18 protein-coding genes are annotated in these 21,333 nt (G+C 58.5%); 14 read left to right on the top strand and 4 right to left on the bottom strand.

Annotated elements, in window-relative coordinates; translation table 11 throughout:
* The first annotated feature begins 1 nt into the window (after position 1).
* From NKH19_RS12595 to NKH19_RS12640, 10 genes are all read left to right on the top strand, one after another.
* Positions 2-1,309, top strand: a complete 1,308-nt coding sequence (locus NKH19_RS12595) for an FAD-binding protein (RefSeq protein ID WP_023813709.1) — start codon at positions 2-4, stop codon at positions 1,307-1,309.
* A gap of 11 nt (positions 1,310-1,320) precedes the next feature.
* Positions 1,321-1,620, top strand: coding sequence for a ferredoxin family protein (locus NKH19_RS12600; RefSeq protein ID WP_023678245.1), 300 nt, complete (start codon positions 1,321-1,323; stop codon positions 1,618-1,620).
* Between the two features lie 179 nt (positions 1,621-1,799).
* On the top strand, positions 1,800-3,563 hold the full coding sequence (nifA, locus tag NKH19_RS12605; protein WP_502910917.1) for a nif-specific transcriptional activator NifA: 1,764 nt from the start codon (positions 1,800-1,802) through the stop codon (positions 3,561-3,563).
* 239 nt (positions 3,564-3,802) lie between these two features.
* Positions 3,803-5,278: a nitrogenase cofactor biosynthesis protein NifB gene (nifB, locus tag NKH19_RS12610; protein ID WP_352982200.1), complete on the top strand. Its 1,476-nt coding sequence runs from the start codon at positions 3,803-3,805 to the stop codon at positions 5,276-5,278.
* A 32-nt stretch (positions 5,279-5,310) separates the two neighbouring features.
* Positions 5,311-5,505 (top strand): 4Fe-4S dicluster domain-containing protein, encoded by a 195-nt coding sequence (locus NKH19_RS12615; protein ID WP_023672218.1) that lies wholly within the window; start codon positions 5,311-5,313, stop codon positions 5,503-5,505.
* A gap of 96 nt (positions 5,506-5,601) precedes the next feature.
* Positions 5,602-5,919 carry a nitrogen fixation protein NifZ gene (locus NKH19_RS12620; protein WP_023736294.1) on the top strand — a complete coding sequence of 106 codons (318 nt, stop codon included), beginning with the start codon at positions 5,602-5,604 and terminating at the stop codon, positions 5,917-5,919.
* The gene (gene nifT / locus NKH19_RS12625; protein ID WP_023813715.1) at positions 5,916-6,128 is read left to right on the top strand and encodes a putative nitrogen fixation protein NifT; all 213 of its coding nucleotides are present in this window, start codon (positions 5,916-5,918) and stop codon (positions 6,126-6,128) included. The genes NKH19_RS12620 and nifT overlap by 4 nt, the downstream gene beginning before the upstream one ends.
* A 33-nt stretch (positions 6,129-6,161) precedes the next feature.
* Entirely contained in the window at positions 6,162-7,055 is an 894-nt protein-coding gene (locus NKH19_RS12630; RefSeq protein WP_023736292.1) for an SIR2 family NAD-dependent protein deacylase, read from the top strand.
* Between the two features lie 85 nt (positions 7,056-7,140).
* Complete coding sequence (locus tag NKH19_RS12635) at positions 7,141-8,979, top strand: ABC transporter ATP-binding protein (RefSeq protein WP_352982202.1); 1,839 nt, start codon at positions 7,141-7,143, stop codon at positions 8,977-8,979.
* 22 nt (positions 8,980-9,001) lie between these two features.
* Positions 9,002-10,894 (top strand): ABC transporter ATP-binding protein, encoded by a 1,893-nt coding sequence (locus tag NKH19_RS12640; protein ID WP_352982203.1) that lies wholly within the window; start codon positions 9,002-9,004, stop codon positions 10,892-10,894.
* A gap of 601 nt (positions 10,895-11,495) precedes the next feature.
* Here NKH19_RS12640 and NKH19_RS12645 read toward each other — a convergent pair.
* From NKH19_RS12645 to NKH19_RS12660, 4 genes are all read right to left on the bottom strand, one after another.
* Positions 11,496-12,536, bottom strand: coding sequence for an LLM class flavin-dependent oxidoreductase (locus NKH19_RS12645; protein WP_352569645.1), 1,041 nt, complete (start codon positions 12,534-12,536; stop codon positions 11,496-11,498).
* A gap of 89 nt (positions 12,537-12,625) precedes the next feature.
* On the bottom strand, positions 12,626-13,765 hold the full coding sequence (hisC, locus tag NKH19_RS12650; RefSeq protein WP_352982205.1) for a histidinol-phosphate transaminase: 1,140 nt from the start codon (positions 13,763-13,765) through the stop codon (positions 12,626-12,628).
* Positions 13,766-13,984: 219 nt separating this feature from the next.
* Positions 13,985-15,751, bottom strand: coding sequence for a nif-specific transcriptional activator NifA (gene nifA, locus NKH19_RS12655; RefSeq protein WP_352982207.1), 1,767 nt, complete (start codon positions 15,749-15,751; stop codon positions 13,985-13,987).
* Positions 15,752-16,891: 1,140 nt separating this feature from the next.
* Positions 16,892-17,140, bottom strand: coding sequence for a DUF2188 domain-containing protein (locus NKH19_RS12660; RefSeq protein ID WP_023813721.1), 249 nt, complete (start codon positions 17,138-17,140; stop codon positions 16,892-16,894).
* 138 nt (positions 17,141-17,278) lie between these two features.
* Here NKH19_RS12660 and NKH19_RS12665 point away from each other — a divergent pair, with 138 nt between their 5' ends.
* The 4 genes from NKH19_RS12665 to NKH19_RS12680 all read left to right on the top strand — a co-directional run bounded on the left by NKH19_RS12665 (position 17,279) and on the right by NKH19_RS12680 (position 21,200).
* On the top strand, positions 17,279-17,860 hold the full coding sequence (locus NKH19_RS12665; RefSeq protein ID WP_352982208.1) for a mobilome CxxCx(11)CxxC protein: 582 nt from the start codon (positions 17,279-17,281) through the stop codon (positions 17,858-17,860).
* 14 nt (positions 17,861-17,874) lie between these two features.
* Entirely contained in the window at positions 17,875-18,060 is a 186-nt protein-coding gene (locus NKH19_RS12670; protein WP_196815355.1) for a hypothetical protein, read from the top strand.
* Positions 18,061-18,534: 474 nt separating this feature from the next.
* Positions 18,535-19,863, top strand: coding sequence for a dicarboxylate/amino acid:cation symporter (locus NKH19_RS12675; RefSeq protein ID WP_352982210.1), 1,329 nt, complete (start codon positions 18,535-18,537; stop codon positions 19,861-19,863).
* A gap of 305 nt (positions 19,864-20,168) precedes the next feature.
* Positions 20,169-21,200 carry a LacI family DNA-binding transcriptional regulator gene (locus NKH19_RS12680; RefSeq protein WP_023736284.1) on the top strand — a complete coding sequence of 344 codons (1,032 nt, stop codon included), beginning with the start codon at positions 20,169-20,171 and terminating at the stop codon, positions 21,198-21,200.
* The last annotated feature ends 133 nt before the right edge of the window (positions 21,201-21,333 follow it).

Raw genomic sequence — 21,333 nt, forward strand, 5'->3', positions numbered from 1 at the left:
CATGATCGAGGAAAACTTCGACGCCATTGTTGTTGGGGCAGGCATGTCCGGAAACGCAGCTGCTTACACCATGGCCAGCCATGGCCTGAAGGTGCTGCAGTTGGAGCGCGGTGAATATCCGGGCTCCAAGAATGTCCAAGGTGCCATCATGTACGCGAACATGCTGGAGAAGATCATCCCGGATTTCAGGGACGATGCGCCTCTCGAGCGGCATTTGGTTGAACAGCGGCTTTGGGTGATGGACGACACATCCCATACCGGGATTCACTATCGGTCGGACGACTTCAATGAGGCCAAGCCCAACCGATACACAATCATCCGTGCCCAGTTCGACAAATGGTTTTCGCGTAAGGTGCGCGAGGCCGGCGCGACGGTTCTGTGCGAGACGACCGTGACGGAGCTCATCCGTGACGCCAAGGACAGGGTGGTCGGCGTCCGCACAGATCGGGCCGGCGGAGCCATCTACGCGAACGTGGTCGTTCTCGCAGAAGGTGTCTGCGGACTGCTTGGCACGCGAGCCGGCCTGCGCCAGATGCCGAAGCCACAAACCGTGGCGCTCGCCGTTAAGGAAATGCATTTCCTGCCCGAAGAGGTCATTGAGCAGCGGTTCGGCGTCAAGGGCGATGAAGGCTGCGTGATCGAGGCGGTGGGCACGACCTCCCGCAGCATGGCCGGGCTCGGCTTCCTCTACACCAACAAGGAGTCGATCTCACTGGGCATTGGCTGCCTCGTCTCCGATTTTGCCGCGATGGTCGAGAGCCCCTACGTTCTCCTTGATGCCTTAAAGAGCCATCCTTCGATCCGGCCGCTGATCGCCGGCTCGGAAGTGAAAGAATATTCCGCACACCTCATTCCCGAAGGCGGCTACAAGGCTATTCCGCAGCTGTTTGGCGACGGTTGGGTCGTGGTCGGCGATGCCGCGCAACTGAACAACGCCATTCACCGCGAGGGTTCGAACCTCGCCATGACCTCCGGCCGCATCGCGGCTGAGGCAATCATCGAGGTCAACAGCCGCAACGCTCCTATGACCAAACGAAATCTCGCTCTTTACAAAGCCATGCTGGACAAGTCCTTCGTGGTCAAGGACCTGAAGAAATACAAAGATATGCCGGCCCTGCTCCACACCAATTCCTGCAATTACTTCACAACTTATCCGCGGTTGATGTCGCAAGCCGCGCAGAACTTCATGCGTGTCGACGGCACGCCGAAGATCGAGAAGGAAAAGGCGACCACGGCGGCCTTCATCAAGGCGCGCTCGCGTTGGGGGCTGGTCAGCGACGCGGTCCGCCTTGCATTGGCGTGGCGCTGAAGGGAGACGAAATGACGATCGCAGTGACAAAGTCACGTGTCGAGGACAAGCTTTACCAGAACCGCTACTTGGTGGATTCCGGCCGCCCGCATATCAAAGTGCGACCGCACGAGAGGCCAAGCGCGAACTTGCTCGCGCTTACCCACGTCTGCCCGGCGAAATGTTATGAGTTGAACGACAAAGGTCAAGTGGAGATCACTGCTGACGGCTGCATGGAGTGCGGCACCTGCCGGATTTTGTGTGAGACCAGTGGCGAGATCGAGTGGAACTATCCACGCGGCGGTTTCGGAGTCCTCTTCAAATTCGGATGACCGACGCACGCACGTATTAAGAGGGTTGATCTTGATACAGTTTAGGTCTCGCCCAACGCCAAGTCTATTTTCTTTGCTTCGATCGTCGCTTTGACGAAGAGAAGCTCGTGAATACTGTGCTTTCAGAATTCAGATAAAAAAGGAGGAGCACTCTGGACGACAACCCCTGAGGTGTTTCCATGACCCACGGACCGCAAGATCGGGTCGACGAGGTTGGACCTCGGGAGACCCGCCCTGAACCGCCCATCAAAAGCATGCCCCAATCAGATATCGCGCTCAGAGGACTCTACGAGATATCGAAGGTGCTGACCGCCCCCAGCGAGCTGGAGATTACGCTCGCCAATGTCGTGAACGTCCTGCCTTCATTTCTGCAGATGCGTCACGGAGCAATCGTCGTCCTGGACGCTGAAGGAGAGCTGGAGATTGCCGCGACTGCCGGCAATACCCACGTACGTCAATCAGGCACTCGCCGCGTCATACCACAGGCCGTAACAGATCAAATCGTCGCTACGGGGACGCCGCTCTTCATACCGGACGTGCGCAAGTCCCAACTATTTCAGGCTGACCTTCAAACGTCTTCGAGCATCGGAACCATCCCAATTGCCTTTATCGGTATCCCGCTAAAGGCTGATCATGATATCCTTGGGACATTGTCGATCGACCGCGCCGGAGACGGCGCCACCGACTTTCGCGACGACGAGGACATTTATTTCCTGACGATGGTCGCCAACCTTGTCGGCCGGACCATCCGCCTCCATCGCGCCCTGAGTACAGATCGTCAGCGGTGTGGCCATGGGCAATCGGGACCGGAGAAATCGCCCAACGAGGGGAGGACCTACGACCCTGCCCGGCATGCGGATGCCAAAATCGACGGGATCATCGGGGAAAGCCCCGCACTCAAGCAGGTGCTCGAAACCGTCTCGGTCGTAGCAGGGACCAATTCCACCGTGCTTCTGCGGGGTGAAAGCGGCACCGGCAAGGAATTCTTTGCGCAGGCCATCCATAAGCTCTCACGTCGGAGGAAGAAGTCTTTCGTCAAATTGAACTGCGCCGCACTGTCTGAAAGCGTTCTGGAGTCAGAACTGTTTGGGCATGAAAAGGGCGCTTTCACGGGTGCTATCTCCCAGCGCGCCGGTCGTTTTGAATTGGCAAATGAGGGAACGCTGCTACTTGATGAAATCGGCGAGATTTCGCCGGCCTTTCAAGCCAAGCTGTTGCGTGTCTTGCAGGAAGGCGAGTTGGAGCGAGTCGGCGGCACCAAAACGCTACAGGTCGACGTGCGCCTCATATGCGCCACCAACAAGGACCTCGAGACGGCCGTCATAAAAGGGGAGTTCAGGGCCGACCTTTATTACCGCATCAATGTCGTGCCAATTATCCTGCCTCCGCTCAGAGAGCGAACCGGCGATATTCCACGCCTTGCGAACGCCTTCCTCAACCGGTTCAACAAGGAGAACGATCGCGCACTAGCCTTCGCGGCGCCGGCGCTTGACCTGATCTCGCAATGTTACTTCCCTGGTAACGTCCGCGAGCTGGAGAACTGCGTCCAAAGGACGGCCACACTTGCGCGCTCAAGGACGATCACTCCATCCGATTTCGCCTGTAAGAAGGGCCAGTGCCTTTCCTGGCTCCTCTGGAAGCGAGCCGACCGCTCGAATGGCGGCAATGCCATCGACGATCTCGCACGGGTCAACGCAGCGCCGGTCGGATTGCGGCTGCCGGCCAGTTGCATCGGTGCCTCCGCAGGCAAGATATCTCCCTTTACGGCAGGCGATCCGAACGATCCCACTTGTCCCCCGCGTCTGGCGGAACGCGACCGGGTGATCGACGCGATGGACAAGGCCGGTTGGGTTCAGGCCAGGGCGGCTCGTATCCTCGGCCTCACGCCGCGGCAAGTCGGCTACGCCCTGCGCCGGCATGGTATCGTGGTGAAGAAATTCTAGACGTCGTGATGACGTCAACCGTAAGCAGCCCGGAGTGGTCTCGTTCACACTTTGCGCGCCCAAGGCTGGTAGCCTCGCGACCCTATTTGCGTGTCCACTGTCGTAAGCCCGACAAAGGTGTGTCGGAGCAATCCGAAGGAATCTGACACGACAAGCCTATTCGTGAACCGAAACAGCTCTTTGAGCTGGCATAGCTCTTGCGCTTTGAACTGCGACATCACGCAGCAACGGAGCCGTTCATGTCTGCACCGGCAATTTCGCTTGAGAGCCTCAGCACGACATTCGGTGACCAGTTGCTTGGCACCATGAAACCCGGTGGCTGCGCGTCATCCTGCGGCTCGTCGACAAAGCCCGACGACACGGATCCGGCTGTCTGGGAGAAGATCAAGGATCACCCCTGCTTTTCAGAAGAGGCGCATCACTATTTCGCGCGCATGCACGTCGCGGTCGCGCCGGGCTGCAACATCCAGTGCAACTACTGCAATCGCAAATATGACTGCGCCAACGAAAGCCGGCCTGGGGTGGCCTCTGAAAAGCTGACGCCCGACCAGGCGCTACGCAAGGTGATCGCGGTCGCCAGCGAGGTGCCGCAGCTTTCCGTGCTCGGCATCGCCGGACCGGGCGATGCCTGTTACGACTGGAAGAAGACGAAGGCGACCTTCGCCAGGGTCGCCAGGGAAATCCCAGACATCAAGTTTTGCATCTCCACGAATGGGCTCGCGCTACCGGACCATGTCGATGAGCTTGCCGACATGAATGTCGATCACGTGACGATCACCATCAACATGGTCGACCCTGAGGTCGGTACAAAGATCTATCCTTGGATCTTTTACGACCATCGCCGCTACGTCGGCCTCGAAGCCGCCCGGATGCTGCACGAGCGGCAGATGTTGGGCCTGGAGATGCTGACCGCGCGCGGCATCCTCACCAAAATCAATTCGGTGATGATTCCTGGCGTGAACGATGAGCATCTGATCGAGGTGAATAGATGGGTCAAGGAGCGAGGCGCGTTCCTGCACAACCTCATGCCGCTGATTTCGGACCCGGCGCACGGCACGCACTACGGACTGAGTGGGCAGCGCGGCCCAAACGCAATGGAGCTGAAGGCTCTTCAGGATCGTCTCGAAGGCGGCGCCCAGTTGATGCGCCACTGCCGGCAGTGCCGGGCAGATGCCGTCGGCATGCTTGGCGAGGATCGTGGCCAGGAATTCACGGCCGACCGGATTCCCGGCGAGGTCACCTACGATGCCAGCAAGCGTAAGGCCTATCGGGAGCTGGTCGCGCAGGAGCGCCGTGATCACGTGGCGGCCAGAAGTGAAGCGATCGGATTGGTCAAGGCAGCCAGGCCCGGCAAAGCCGTCCTCTTCGCGGTGGCGACCAAGGGCGGCGGCCGCGTCAACGAACATTTCGGCCATGCGAAGGAATTCCAGGTTTATCAAGCCTCGCCGAGGGGGATCAGCTTTGTCGGGCATCGGAAGGTGGAGAAGTATTGCCTCGGCGGCTTGGGCAAGGAAGCCGCCCTCGATGGCATCATCGCAGCCCTTCAAGGCATAGATATCGTGCTGTGCGCCAGGATCGGAACTTGCCCGCAGGATCAGCTCGCGGAGGCTGGAATCCAAGCGACCGATGCTTATGCCCATGACTATATCGAGACGGCAATCAGCGCGATTTACACCGCCACGTCAGGGGCCCCCGCACTCGCGGCGACGGCCTGAGCTGTCTCATTTCATTCGGACCAGGAGTTAAAATGGCTTTCAAGATCATCGCATCCCAATGCACCCAATGCGGCGCCTGCGAATTCGAATGTCCTTCCGGCGCGATCAAGTTCAAAGGCGAGAGCTACGTGATCGAGTCACAGAAGTGCACCGAATGCGAGGGGGTCTTCGATGCGCAGCAATGTGCCTCGGTATGCCCGGTGCCGAAGACCTGCGTTCCTGCGTGACCCCATGGGCTGCCGACATGGTTGGGGCTGCCTACGCAGGACGCCTGGAGCGCCTTGTTCACAATCTGCAGCCCCAAGAGAAATCAGGGAACGGACATGTCGCTCGGACGCGAAGAGGAGATCGAAATCCGCAGGCCCCCACGATTCATGCCGGGAGAGCGGGTACGTGCCACTCGCCACATAAAGAATGACGGCACCTATCCCGGCAGGGAAATCGGCGAAAATCTCGTGCGCAAGGGCGACGAGGGATATGTGCGCGACATCGGCACCTTTCTCCAGCAGTTTTTCATCTATGCGGTCGAGTGGATCGACCGTGGCACCGTCGTCGGCATGCGAGCGCGTGAACTGATGAGCCTCGAGAAAGCCGAGTCCTGCAGTGCTGAAAGCAATTCCAATGAAGGGACGGCCAGATGAAAGTCATGATCCGCAGGACCGATGCTGGCTTGTCGGCGTATGTCCCCAAAAAAGACCTCGAAGAGCCGATCATCAAGCTCGAGAAGGAAGAGTTGTGGGGCGGAACTATCACGCTCCGGAACGGGTGGCGGCTCGTCTTACCCGATCTCCCACGGGATACGCGTCTGCCGATCACTGTCGAGGCAAGGAAGGTTTCCGAAGAGGACTGATGCTGCCGCTAAGTGCGTCGCTAGGAAACGAGCATGAACACGATCCTGACATCGGGCCACCTCGTCATCGTGCGGGACAGTTTTGCCGATAAGCTGCTTGACTTGGCGAAGGAAGCGCTCGCCGCCGATGAGGTGATCCCCTATCTCGGTCCGGGTCTTCTTGGGTTGAACTGTGCGGAACCGCCTGTGCCGCATACTCCGGAGGTCGTTGCCGCGGCACTCAATGCACGGGCGCCCGCCCCTTCCAGGATCCGCACCAATATGTGGTCGGTTGCGCAGTTCATCGAACAGCGCCGGCATCGCCGGACGCTTCAAGCTTGGATGACGGAGATATTCGCAGCGCCGGTGAGGCCAACCCTCCTCCACGCCTGGCTCGCAAGGCTGCCGCTCTCCCTCATCATCGACAGCTGGTATGACAGCGCGATGCGCACGGCTCTCGTGGAGACCGGCCGAACGGACGTCGTTGAGATACAAGGCGTCACGCGGGCGAACGAAATCGGCAACATTTGGACAAAAACCTACGATTTGTCCGGGAGGGAGCTCGACGCCCGATCGGGGGCAAAGACGGTCCTCTATGCACCTCACGGGAGTAGTAGGCCCGCGCAAAACTTTCTCGTCGCAGATTCCGACTATGTCGAAGTCCTGACCGAAATTGATATCCAGACACCGATCCCAGACGTGGTGAAGGAACGGCGCATCACCCGTGGATTTTTCTTCGTTGGCTGCCGCTTCAACGATCAGATGCTGCGCACCTACGCCAGACAGATCATGAAGCGCTCCCGCGGTCCCTATTGCACCGTAATGGACGCGGAAACCCTGACCAGAAACGAAGCGCGTTTCCTTGCGGCGAGCGGAATCACTGTGATCGACATGCCAGTAGGTGAAGCGGCGGCTCGGCTTCTGGGAACGGGCACGGCTGCAGGTTGAGGACGGGATTAACAATGGCGGATGCCTTTGATGATGCGTCCTTCGGCTTTCCACGAAGGCGCAAAATGCAGTCGGGAATACACCCGTGAACAGTGATGCTGTCGGCAGCGCAACGAACGCTCTGAATTCGTTGACCCATGTTGAAGCGGCGCGCTGGGGCCGGGATTTGAGTACGCTGTTGCGCATTACGCGTATGAATTTTCGGCATCCCTGGCAGGTCGCCTTCGCTATGGGCTCGACGATCATGGCGGCAATCCTCCAGTTGCTCATTCCCCAGCTTCTCGGCCGGGCTGTCGACCAGGCCCAGACAGCCATCGGGGGCGGCGGGAGCGCGGCAGGGCAAGCGCTCTGGACCCCGGCTCTCCTGCTGCTCGCCGTCAGCGCGCTACGCGGCCTTTTCACGATGGCGCAGAACTATTTTGCCGAAGCCGTCGGGCATCATGTCGCGTACGAACTGCGGCTCGCCTACTACGACAAGATCCAGCGTCTCAGCTTTTCCTTTCACGATCGGGTCCATTCAGGCGATCTGATCACCATCGGAATGCTCGATCTCCAAGGGGTGCGGATGTATTTTTCCACCGCGCTCGTTCGCGTGGTCCTGCTCACCATGCTGATCGGGATCGGCGCCTACATGATGATCTCGATCGATCTCATGCTCGGCCTGGTCGCGCTGAGCTTCGTGCCTTTTGTCGCCTGGCGCTCATCGACCACACAGCTTAGGCTGCGCGCCACCTGGCTCGACCTCTATGAGCGCCTTTCGGTACTAAGCCGCGTGATGAAGGAAAATCTCGCAGGCATCCGCGTGGTCCGCGCTTTTGCGGCTCAATCCTATGAGATGCTGAAGTTCGACCGCGCTTCCAAGACCGCGCTCGGCCTCGCCAACGATCTCGTTGACATCTACGTACCCAGCACGTCGGCGATGACCTTGTCCTTCTTTTTCGCAATGGGATTGGTGCTTTGGATCGGTGGCAACAAGCTCATCGCTGGCGAGATCAGCGTCGGAACGATGGCGACCTTCCTGACCTTCATGACCATCCTGCAAATGCCAGTCCGCCAGATCGGCCTCATGGTCAATGCCTTTGCCCGCGCTTCCAGCTGCGGTTCGCGGCTTTTCGGTCTCCTCGATCAGGAGATCACGATCAGGGATGCTCTCGAGGCCAGACCGCTTGAGATAAGCGACGGCACTCTGCGCTTCCACAATGTCTCATTTGCGTACCCCAATGTCGAAAACCGCGCCGTTCTGAAGAACCTCAGCTTTGAGGCCCGGAGAGGCGAGACGATCGCGATCGTCGGTCCGCAGGGTTCCGGCAAATCGACGATGGCTCATCTGATCCCCCGCTTTTACGACGTGACCGGTGGCGCCATCACGTTGGACGGCCAGGACATACGCAATGTCACCCTCGAGAGCCTTCGCAAGGCGGTTGCCGTTGTACAGCAGGATGCGTTCCTGTTCACCACCACGATTGAGAACAACATCGCTTATGGCGACCCCTGGGCGAAGAGACAGCGAATTGAACGCGCTGGCGAATTCGCCCAGCTCCACAACTACATCCTCGGGCTCCCAGCAGGGTATGAGACGGTCGTGGGCGAACGCGGCGTCTCTCTCTCTGGCGGCCAGCGCCAGCGTCTCACGATTGCTCGCACCATGATGCTGCGCCCCTCTGTCGTCGTTTTCGACGACTCGATGGCCGCGATCGATGCCGGCACCGAGCAGCGCATTCGCGCGGCGACGCGGCGCTTCGCCAAGGATCGGGTGACGATCATCATCGCGCACCGGCTGAGTGCGCTTATGCATGCCGATCAGATCCTTTTTGTCGATAACGGCGAAATCGTAGAACGCGGCACGCATGAAGAGCTTCTGGCGAAGCGGGGACGCTACAGGGCCCTTTACGATCTCCAGACGCGCCCAGGTGATAGCATATGACCCAGTATGGGGGCGCCCGCTGATGGACCAGGGCCCCGGCGAACTCGAAGCCGAACGTGACGACGGCAGACGCCCTCCGCGCGCGGTCGTCGGCTCGCACCGGATCGAGGAGGAGATGTTCGGCCGGGCTTTCGACAAGAGCATCCTCCGCCGGATCTGGGGCTTCGTCCATCCCTATCGGGCAAAGGTAGTTGTCACGATTGTCGCGATGTTGATCTTCACCGGGACGCAGCTTCTCATCCCCTTGATCATCCGCTACGCGATCGACCAGGGCATGAACCCGGCAGCGAGTGATCGCTCAGCCCAGCTTGCGGCCGTCGGCGCGTTCCTTGGGGCGATTTTGGTCAATTTCGCCGCCGGTTACATGCAGGAAACCTTGGATGGGAAAATTGCCGAAACTGTCCTGTTCGACATCCGCCGCGCCATGTTTGGCCATCTGCAAAAGGTTTCGCTCTCTTTCATGGACAAGACTGAGGTCGGACGCCTGATGTCGCGCCTGCAAGGCGACGTTAACTCCATACAGGAGTTCCTGGAAACCTCGGTATATTCCCTAGGCGATGTTGCACTTCTCTTTGGCATCGTTTTCGTAATGCTGTGGCTCGACTTTCGCCTCGGCCTCCTGACGCTGTCGGTTCTGCCGATCCTGGTGATCGTCCGCATTGTCTGGCTGCCGCGTGCCCGCGACGCCTTCATGGCTGCACACGAAACCAATTCCGTCGTCAATGGCGCGCTGGCCGAAGCCATTCACGGCGTGCGGACCATACAGTCGATGGATCGCCAGCAGGTGAATTTCATTCTTTTCGACGACCGGGCCCATGCCAACCTCAGGACCCAACTGATCGCTGCCAGATATGCACTGGTCATGGTGCCTATCGTCGATGGCCTCACGGGCCTCGCCTTGGCCGCCGTTATTGTGGTCGGCGGCTCGATGGTCGTGAATAGCCGTATAGATGTGGGCGTGTTGGTAGCCTACCTGTTTTACATCCAGCGCTTCTTTGACCCGATCCGCTCACTCACCCTGCAATATTCGATCATGCAGCGCGCCATGGCCTCAGGCAAGCGCCTGACCGATGTGCTCGATGTCAAGATCGATGTTCAGGACAAACCCAATGCCGAGGTGCTTTCGCCCGAAATGGACGGCTCGGTTGAGTTTAGGGACGTCACATTCGGCTACGATCCGAACCGTTCGGTTCTGAAAAATGTCTCCTTCAGGGTCAATCCCGGCGAGACGGTCGCACTGGTCGGACCGAGCGGTTCTGGCAAATCGAGTGCGATGGCCCTGGTCCACCGCTTCTATGATGTTCAGCAGGGTCAGGTGCTGGTCGGCGGGCATGATGTGCGCGACCTCACCCAGGAATCGCTCGGCCGCCAGGTCGCCATGGTGCTGCAGGAGCCATTCCTGTTCACCGGGACGGTCTTCGAGAACATTCGATACCAGAAGACGGAAGTCACGCGCGACAAGGTGATCGAGGCGGCGATGGCGGTCGGCGCGCATGACTTCATCATGAGCCTCGCCGACGGGTATGAGACCCAACTTGGCGAACGCGGCGACAACTTATCTCTCGGCCAGCGCCAGCTTATCAGTTTCGCCCGCGCCCTCGTCGCTGACGCCAAGATCCTCGTGCTCGACGAAGCGACCGCCAACATCGACAGCTATACGGAATTGCAGATTCAGAAGGCTCTGATTAAGCTGCTTGAAGGGCGGACTGGCCTCGTCATCGCCCACCGTCTCGCCACGATCCGGGGGGCCGACCGCATCATCGTGCTTCAGAATGGCCAAGTTGTTGCGACTGGCAACCACGATGAGCTAATAGCTATGGGCGGCCTGTATTCCAAACTCTACTATCTCAACTACGCCTCCTTCGACGACATCCCCGAACACGAGACCACCTTCCAAGCTGGCTCCCAGACCTGAGTTTTTGGCGGCCTTGTGGTAGTGGCGTTGACTTTCGGGCGTGTCGGCGGACCACTCAGGCCACCGCAGACGGCCAGCAGGCAGCATTCAAGGACAAGCACTCCTCGCAGTTCGTGAAGACCGGCTGCGAACGATTTCCTTCAGCATCGTATCCCGACCGCGGTGCACCCCATCATCGGGCGAGCTCGCTCCCGTTGGTGGCTGGGCGTAGCAAAGCCGCTCGCGAGCGCGCCCTCAACAGCGCCGTAGCGAGTGGCGGCTTTGCTACCGCCGGGCCGCTGATGAAGCTGGAGGCGCCGCACCGACGCCGCCCCGGGCGAGAAGAACCTCTGCGGCGGGCTATGGGCAACGGGTAGCGCGAGCGCGACGAGCAGACGCGTGCCTGCATCGTGACGCGCTCGGCCATCATCTCCTTAGGATCATGCAGGTTCACACGATGGCCCAGACGCCAGCCAACGCACAAACCTGGTATTCTGTGCCGCCGGCTCGTCGTCAGTTTGGCCTCCCTCCCGATTGCCCGTCCCCACCACGTGCACGCTCGAGCACGTGGATGTGAAGGAGCGCTGTACAACGATTCAACCTCAGACTGCGAATTTCATGGTCAGCCAAATCGAGCCATGATTTCGGATTGAATGGTCGTCGCAGTGTACAGGGAAGCATCTAGCGGCAGATTTCCAAATGCCAGTTGACAAAGCAGGTAGTTGGCACCTGCCTCTTCCAACTGACCTAACAGAGCTTTTCGCACAGATTCTGCTGATCCTACCACGCACAATTCACTCTCGACTGCCGCATCGAAGGTCAGCGGCAGGTTTGGTGGAGTGGGGATAGCGTTAAGCTCGTAAAGAAATTGGAAGCTCTTGAGCCAGCGTTCGTAAGCAGGTGCCGCGAGCGAATAGGCATGTGTGTCACAACGCCCAACCACGACCATGCGGAGCAATCCGATAAATTGCGCCTGATCCCCCGCGCCAGCGTTGTCTTCTCGATAGGCGCGGAACGCATCAGTAGTTTTGCGAACAGAAGAGGAAGGTCCTACACACGCGATATTTGTTCCATTCGCAGCCGCCCAAGCTGCGGACTCGGGTCGATTGGCAGCGACCCACGTCGGCGGATGTGGACGCTGATGAGGTCTTAGCGTCAAAGGAACGTCATTGAGATCAAAATGGCGGCCTTGATAGCATAGCGTGCCGACCTTCATCGGATTAACAAGTATTTCCATGAGGATTTCGCTGGCTTCGGCATAACGGCCCGGCACCGCGTCCGCACCAATCCCGAAGTAGCCCAATTCGATCGGGAGAGCACCGCGCCCTATGCCCAGTTCGAGCCTGCCACCGCTCAACTGGTCCAGCATACAGATCTCTTCGAACGCACGCAGCGGATGATAAAGCGCAAGCAGCATCACCAAGGGTCCGAGACGCAAGCGCCGGGTGCGCTGGGCGACGCTCGATAAGAACAGATTCGGCGATGGACCTCTCCCATGGGGAGTACAGTGGTGTTCTGCGAGATGATAGGCATAGAACCCTAGCTGATCGCACGCCTCTGCTAATATCAGGCGATCTTCGTACTGCCGACCGATGTCGCGGCCATCCTCGTCCAGATGATCGAAGATGCCGAACGCTAGGTTTGAAGGAAAGACGTTTGTCACTCGATAAGTCCCCAATTTTAAAAGCAGGCTGTTCTCTTGCTGGGATGACCAAGCAAGTCGGAAGAGATGTGTGTGATCGCCGATTAGCGTCAGCGTAAGGAAGAAGCAGAGCCTGACGCTTCCCTGCCCTTGGAGCTTGGCACCGTTAAGCTTCCAGCAATGTCGCCAGCGGCAGCAAGAAATGCATCCATCTGCTCTTTTGTGCCGATGCTGACGCGTATGCAGTGTTCCAAGCCTTTGTCCGGAAAAAACGCGACAAGTATCTTTTGCCTTTCCAATGCTGCTTGCCACCATGAGCCGTCCTGTCCCGCGGGCACACGGGCCAGCAAGAAATTTGCGCGGGAGGGCGTTACGGAAAATCCGAGTTGCGACAGCGCGACTGTCACTCGCTCTCGTTCATCCTTGATGTGCTTGTGGTTCTCTGCGTAGGCGCCGCGATGCGCAAGCACGCTGATACCAACGGCATGCCCGATGACGTTCATGTTGAAGACGTTCTGGATGTTTCGCAGCCTGCCAATAATTTCAGGGTGACCGAAACCGAAACCGACGCGAATGCCGGCGGCGGCATAGCTTTTCGAGAATGACCTCAAGATCAGAACGTTCGGATACTGGTTGATGAGGCGCAGGCCATGATCGGGTGCAAAGTCGACGTAGGCTTCATCAAGGACAACCAAGCGGTCCGATTGTGCTACGAGGCGTTCGATATCGCTTATCGGGAGGAATGTTCCGGTCGGATTGTTTGGATTGGCCAACATAATGAACTTGGCGTCTTTTGCCGGACCGGAAAGCAATTGCTCCATTGGCAGGGAATGAGCTTGACATCCGACTTCGAGAAACTCGGCGCCCTGAATCATGGCAAGTTTGCGGTTGAACGAAAACCCTGGCGACATCATCGCAACCTTATCGCCAGGCGCGAGGAAAGCTCTGTAGATGAGTCCGAGCAGTTCAGACGACCCGTTGCCTGCGATGACCTGATCCCTGGAAACGCCATAGGTGCTGGACGCCGCTTCCCTCAAGCTGATGTTATCGTCATCCGGATATAGATACTGGCACTTGAGAGCCGCCACTGCACTTTGCATTATGATTGGCGGCAACGGAAACGGGTTTTCATTCGTATTCAGCTTGACAAAATTTCCGTCCGGCGCTGGTCCGTTGGACGGCAGAGGATCTAACTGTCGCGTCACTGGCGGAAGAGCCGAAAGCACAGTTTGCAGTTTTGCATCGGACATATTTTAACTCCGTTTCAGTCAACAGGGGGCATCCGTATGAGCTCGCAACGAAAGCAACATGGCGGACAGGATTGACGATGGAAGCGTTGCCACTCACACGATGGTCGCAACGCAGACACGGGAATTCGGCCAGGCTGTCCTCGGTGAATCGAGTGGACGCGGACGCGGATCTGCATCGCTGCCGCAAGGCGCTATGCAGCTCAGCTCATCTCCTCGGTTTCAGATACGCTTGATCTCGACGCCGTATTTCCTCAGCACGTAGCCAATCTGGCGCGGGGTCAGTCCAAGGAGGCGCGCTGCCTTTGCCTGCACCCAGCCACATCTTTCCATGGCAGCAATGACGCGCTCTATGTCGGGGGTCCTCGCGCCAATTGGGTGTGTTGCGCCGGCACGCGGGACTGTGGTCGCGGCCGAACAGGCTGCCGCATCCGGCGGCGTGGCCGGATTCACTGACTCCGGCAGGATCGGCGCTGGTTGCAGCGCGGCCTTGCCCGATCTGCACTTCCACAGCGCCTCGGCAAAGCATTGGCCTTGCGAGCAGGCAAAGTCGTTTCTCCCGATTGATAGTCCCTCGGCCAGGATCGCTGTCCGGTGCACGCAATTTTCAAGCTCGCGAATGTTGCCGGGAAACTCACATTTCATCAGCACTTCAATCGCACTTGGATCGAAGGTAAGCGTACAGCCGTTCTCGTCGTTGAACTTCTTGAGAAACTCAGCTGCGAGCAGCGGAATATCGCTGCGCCTCTGGCGCAATGCTGGTACCAGCAAGGGAACCACGTTGATGCGGTAGTATAGGTCGGCGCGGAACTCATTCCTTGCAACCGCCTCTTCCAGGTTCCTGTTCGTGGCGGCAATCACGCGAACATCGACCTTAATGGTCTGATTGCTGCCGACGCGCTCAAACTCCTGCTCCTGCAGCACGCGCAGTAGCTTTGCCTGGAACGAGGCCGAGATCTCGCCAATCTCATCCAGAAACAACGTCCCCTTGTCAGCGAGCTCAAAGCGCCCCTTGCGGGAATTGAATGCGCTTGTGAAGGCACCCTTCTCATGACCGAACAATTCGGATTCCAGGACTGTCTCTGGGAGCGCTGCACAATTGAGTTTAACGAAGGGCCGCTTGGCGCGCGGCGACAACTCGTGAATTGCCTTGGCAGCCAGCTCCTTCCCGGTACCGGACTCGCCTCGCAACAGAACCGTGGTTTTTGCCTTGGCTACGATCGCGATCTTCTCCAGCAGCGCGCTTATCGCCGGACTGTCACCAATCATCCCCTCGACATGAACCTTTTTGCGCCGGGGTGCAGGGTGCTTAACATCGGAAAATTTCGTCTGCAGCCGATCTTCCAACTCCGGCGGTCGCTCGCGGTCCCCCGCGCAGAAGCGGTGCAACTTGACTGTCTGTCCCACCATGTTGGCAATCATGGTGAGCAGTCGGACATCGTAATCGAGCCGATAGCTTGACCTGCTTTCCAAAGCCCTGTCCATAGTCAGCGCGCCTACGGCGTTCCCATCAACACGAATGGGAACGCCGATGAAGGACACGGTATCGGAGGCCCCAAGCACCTCGATGTCAGCGGCAGTGAAGGCCGGATGCATCGCTATGTCCTCGGCGATGAGCGGCGTGTCCGTCGTCACAATCTGATCGATGGCGTTGCGCGGCACGCGCGACCGGGAGGGCTCATTGCTGTTCGTGTCGCAGTCGCTGGCCACGGTGATGTCCAGTCCGGCCTCGGCATCGCAGAGAGTGATGATGCCGTGCCGCATCTGCACTAACGAGTGCAGGAGATCAACGACCTTGGCCAACGTGAGTTCGAGCCGGGCGGGACCGGTGAGTATTTTCGATATTTCGAAGATTCCGATGAGGGCGCGCTCGTGCAATACCCCATTCGCAGGATTCGTCTCGGACGTTGGACAACCTCTTATCGCATCCGGCAGCGATATGCCGCACTCGCTGGCATTTTGTTCTGATTTGCGAATGTTGTGGTGCATGTGATCCTCGATCTCGCGCCATCAAACGTAAGCCGGCGGCATGTGCGCCCGCGGCGTCGCGAGCAGGCCCGAAAATACTCCGACGTGAACTCGTGCCGCCGTTTGGTCGAGTGCGAAGCGGATCGAACCCTGATGCATCGCTTGGCTCTCCCCTCCACGAAGCTTGGCCATGGTCTCGGCTTGCACCAAGGCAACCACACGTTGTTTTCAACAGACTGGAGCGAGGCGGGATAGTCAATCGAGCTTTCTTTCATTCGTGAAAGGAAACCTCGCGGCATATGATAGAATACATCAATTCTGTTTTTGCCGTTGAACGACGGAAATACTTGCGCCGGCGATGCGGTGCCCGAGCGGCTGACCGCGCCGAGTGTAAATGCCGGGCCGTGCATTCACCAGCGCCTGCGAAGGAGGGGCTGGAGCGACAATAACCGCCAACGACACTGGTCGGTTGCGGCAACCGCCATTTTTCTCGAGTTGATCATGCGGCGGCGGTGTCGCGTGTGAAGGCGCGAAGCTGGCGTCGAGTACGGCTTCGTAGGCGGTGCTCGCAATTTCTGAATCACATCGTCGTGGTCATCACCAGCGGCGTCAAGCTCTACGTCTCGACGTCGCTTTCATGCAGCGGGAGCGCTGCAAAGAGCACAGCAATTCTCCGCTCTGATGCCACCGATGAAACCGCGAGCCAGAGGGATCGACCGGCAGCACTCTGTCAGTGAACATCAACGGGTCGTGCTGGACCCTCGTCATTCCCGCCTTGTGCCAGCGCATTCATCCCATCATGGGTGCCACGGCTAGTCAGGGAAAGCGAAGCTCTCGGCCTCCTCTAGACCAACGGATTTGCGCCATGTGGCGCAGGCGTTCCGGCGAGAGGAACTCGCCTCTTACAAAAGGGATTGTCACACGATGTCCGGAAGCCCGTCAGGGGTTCCCTAGAGCCGTGGTCACAACCGCGGCGGAATGGCCGGAACGGAAGTGCCTGAGGAACACGCAAGGGCAGGATGCGTCGATGCTGAAAACCTATACCCGCCAAGCGAATTGGCGTAGTGCCAATTCAGGCAAATATGATGCTCACCTGCCGTGCAGGCAGGCGACCTGGAAAAGCAACCATATTAGGCCTGCGGCGTCGCAGCGTGGAAGGCATCAATGTTCTTTGTCTTTCGGAGGATTGGGATCGTTACCGCCGCCGACCGAGTCCTTGCTACGAATTTTTCCGTCGCGGCCCTTCACCGTCAGTTCGCCACCGCCCTGATTGGTGATCTTTTCCTTGGCGGATTGAATTGCGTCCTTCTGCGTATCATGCACGAAGCCGCGATCGGCGTCATTTCGTCTGTCTACCCACTTTTTGTCGGCAGGGCGCTGATAAACCGTTCTGTCAGGCTTCTTTGTCATGAAGATTTATCCTCTGTGAATAGCAGTAAAGTACGGATATTTTTTCCATTCACAACCTACCGTGCTTCACTTCCACATGTTATTCGAGGCGGCCGACCGGCAGTTCCCACTGAGTTAATGTTTTGTCATCGAGCCGACATGATCACTGAAGCTGAGGTGCGCACAAAAGCGTGGAATTCTGCGCTGAACTGCCATGGCACATATACCGTTTTTTCGCGCCGTCTGAGGCGACTTAAGCTTCTTACGAGGCTGCGCGATTTCTGGGCGTTCGCAATTCCCATCATTCTTGGCGCTATTGCGGGCTCAGACACATTCGGACTGCCAGCGACTTACCTGACGGTGCTTAAGATTGGTCTCGCGGTGGCCGCGGTAATCCAACTGCTTTTCGCTCTTTGGGCAGTCTTCAGCCGATGGGACGACGATCTGGCCTATAGCTCACGTGCCATGCGCGATTCATATGAAATGGAGGAGGCCTGGCGTGCAATCGGCGAAAGTCGAGTCGACGATATCGCTCTCGAATTCAGGATGCGGACCGATCAACAAAAAATCATAGATTCCCATGACATCGAGAAGGACATAACGTCCGAAGAAAAGAACCTAGGCATGCGAAACGGGCTGATCGAGTATCGAAGGTTATGTGCGGTGTGTAACGAAATCCCCATTTCTCGACGTTTGCGTTGGTGGCCAAAAAAGAAATGCGCCGTTTGCGGCGGAAACTAAATAAGGAGAAGATGATGAACGATGAACTGCGCAAGGTTATCCGGGGATATACGAAGTTGTCTCTGGGTGATCGGAAAGAGTTTGTAACACGGATCACCCGGCCTGGCGCCGAAATCGGCACACTCAATGAGCGTATCGAAAAGTCTGAACAGATTACGATGGGACCGCTTGGAAGCGGCTGCCCCTGCTGCGGGCGTTGATTTGCCAAAATGGGTCGTCCAAAGGCCCATCCAAATTATTCTGTGCATTGCAGTGGCTGCATAGTCGTAGGCTGTCAAGAAACGAGCGCTTCCAGGGGTAAGTTAGCCTGTCATCTGGAAGGGCTTATGAACAGGCGACCTATTTGGTACGCGCTGGCGCCAGCGATGCGGCGCGGTCCAAAGCCGGCTAAAACGAGGAACCCAGCACGCTCTGTGCAGCAAAACCGCTAGCCAGAGGGATCGACCGGCAGCACTCTGCCAGAGACCATCAAGGGCGTGCCGGACCGCGGCCTATCCCGCTGGTCTGACACCGCATTCCTCCAGCATTGGCGAGCCCACGTCAGTTCAGGTCATGCGGATTCATCTGGCATGGGTATTGCGGCGGCGTTGGTGCAGCGTTCGACCGGAGCGCCGCGATAGGGAGAAGCCCGGGAGAAGTCACGCCACCTCGATCCGGTCAGGGAGAGAGAAACAGTGTCAGCTGCACAAGTTCGCGGCGCGAGTCCCGCGCCCCGCAAACCCTTCTACGCCAAGCTCTACGCCCAGGTGCTTGCCGCCATCGCGCTCGGCGTCGCAATTGGCTATTTTTATCCGGAGACCGGCGAGAGCCTGAAGCCGCTGGGTGATGCCTTCATCAAGCTGGTCAAGATGATCATCGCGCCTGTCATCTTCCTGACAATTGCCACCGGCATTGCCGGCATGAACGATCTTCATAAGGTCGGCCGGGTCGCCGGTAAAGCAATGGTCTATTTCCTCACCTTCTCGACGCTCGCGCTGATCGTCGGCCTCATCGTCGCCAATGTCGTCCAGCCTGGCGCCGGCCTCAACATTGATCCGGCCTCGCTCGATGTCCAGGCCGTGAATACCTATGCCGCAAAAGCCAGCGAGCAGTCGGTCACCGGCTTTCTGATGAACATCATCCCGCCAACGATCGTCGGTGCCTTCGCGGAAGGCGACATCCTGCAGGTGCTGTTCTTCTCGGTTCTGTTCGGCATGGCGCTTGCGATGGCCGGAGAGCCGGGCAAGCCTGTCGTTTGCTTCCTTCAGGCGCTCATCGCGCCTGTCTTCAAGCTCGTTGGAATTCTGATGAAGGCCGCGCCGATCGGCGCTTTTGGCGCAATGGCCTTCACCATCGGCAGATATGGCATCGGTTCGGTGGTCAACCTCGCGATGCTGGTCGCGACGTTCTATTTCACCGCCTTCCTCTTCGTGTTCGGGGTTCTCGGCGCGGTCTGTCGCTACAACGGCTTCTCGATCTGTTCTCTCATTCGCTACATCAAGGAAGAGCTGCTGCTTGTCCTCGCAACGTCCTCCTCGGAGGCGGCGCTCCCTTCGCTGATGCAGAAAATGGAGAAGGCGGGCGCCAGGCGTTCGGTTGTGGGTCTCGTCATCCCGGCCGGATACTCATTCAATCTGGACGGCACGAATATCTACATGACGCTGGCGGCCCTCTTCATCGCGCAGGCGACGAACACGGATCTGTCCATCGGCGATCAGGTGCTGCTGCTGCTCGTAGCAATGCTTTCCTCCAAGGGCGCTGCAGGTGTCACAGGCGCGGGCTTCATCACCCTGGCGGCTACGCTCGCCGTAGTTCCGAGTGTTCCCGTTGCTGGGATGGCACTGATACTCGGCATCGACCGCTTCATGTCCGAATGCCGGGCGCTGACGAATTGCGTCGGCAACGCAGTGGCATCCCTCGTCGTCGCCCGCTGGGAAGGAGAATTGGACCGAGCACAGATGAAAGCCGCCTTCTGCGGTCATCAGCTTGCCGAGGCATCAAACCGGCTACCCTCCTCCCAATAAGGTGGGCGGCCCACGACCTGTTAAGTCGCCTAGCTGGTCACATGAACTGAACGACCGACCCGCAGCCTCTAAACGGCTCCTCACGGACCATGTAGCCGAAGCGCTAAATGTGTGAGTGCAAACCGTCACCGCCCTTTAAGCGAATGAGCCTTCCAGTATACCCGGCCGGTTTACGTCTGGAATGATGTTCGTCCAACACGCTGTTGGCCATTCGTATGGGACGTTTTCACTTTGCCACCCGAAACCGAAACGCGTTAGGCGACAGAGAGCCGGCCCGCGTCAAAAACCGATCAGAATAGGGACCTATGACCAAGCGCCCCACAATTGCCGATCTCGCCCGCGAAGCCCGAGTCAGCGTAGCAACGATCGATCGGGTTCTGAACGCCCGCCATCCGGTGCGCGAGGAGACCGCGCGGCGGGTCCACGACGCCGCCCACGCGATCGGCTATCATGCTGCCGGGCTAATCAAGCAGCGCTTACGGCGAGACCTACCGCACTACCGTCTGGGCTTCATCTTGAGAAAACCGGCCCAGCATTTCTACCAAGATTTTGCACGCGAGGTCGAAGCATCGGTCAATTTGGCCCAGTCCTTCCACGGCATTCCGCTCGTCGAATTCGCCCCGTCACATATGCCGAGCGACCTGATCGCGCGGCTCAAGGATTTGGGCGCACGCTGCCATGCGATCGCGATGGTGGCACCGGACCACCCGAAAATTACAGCAGCGGTTGAGGACCTCAAGGCCAAAGGCATTCCGGTTTTCTCGCTGCTTTCCGACTTCGCCGCCGGCGTGCGACAGGGGTATATCGGCCTTAACAACCGCAAGGTGGGGCGCACGGCCGCTTGGATGGTGTCGAAGGTCGCAAAACGGCCCGGCAAAGTGGCGGTTTTTGTCGGCAGCCATCGTTTCCAGGGGCACGAGCTCCGTGACGTCGGCTTTCGCTCCTATTGCCGTGAGAACGCGCCCACGTTCGAGGTGCTGGATCCTGTCATGAACCTCGAGAAACGGCAGATCACCTACGAGGCAACGCTTGATCTCATGCAGCGAGAGCCCGAGCTCGTCGGCTTCTATGTCGCCGGCGGCGGCATGGAGGGCGCCATCTCCGCGCTCCGAGAAGAGGGCAAAAGTCGCGATCTCGTCGCGATCGTGAATGAAATCACACCGGAGTCTCGGGCGGCGCTCGCAGATAATATCGTCACGATGGCGGTCGCCACGCCAATGCGCCGACTTTGCCGAGAGCTGATAACGCTGATGACGCGGGCTATCGAGACCGGCACCGCTGAAACGCCCGGACAGACATTTCTCCCGTTCGACATCCATCTGCCGGAAAATATATGAAACTCATGGACTCTATCGTGAGCGGGGAGTTTCCTTTCATAAACGAGAGAAAGTTGAATGATGATCCCATCCCGCGGGGTGGCCGCACCCACGGACCTCAGCCGGGCAGAATGTAGCGCCGATTAGATGAACG

Origin of the sequence: Mesorhizobium sp. M1338 (assembly GCF_040318045.1) — a bacterium.
Classification (GTDB): domain Bacteria; phylum Pseudomonadota; class Alphaproteobacteria; order Rhizobiales; family Rhizobiaceae; genus Mesorhizobium.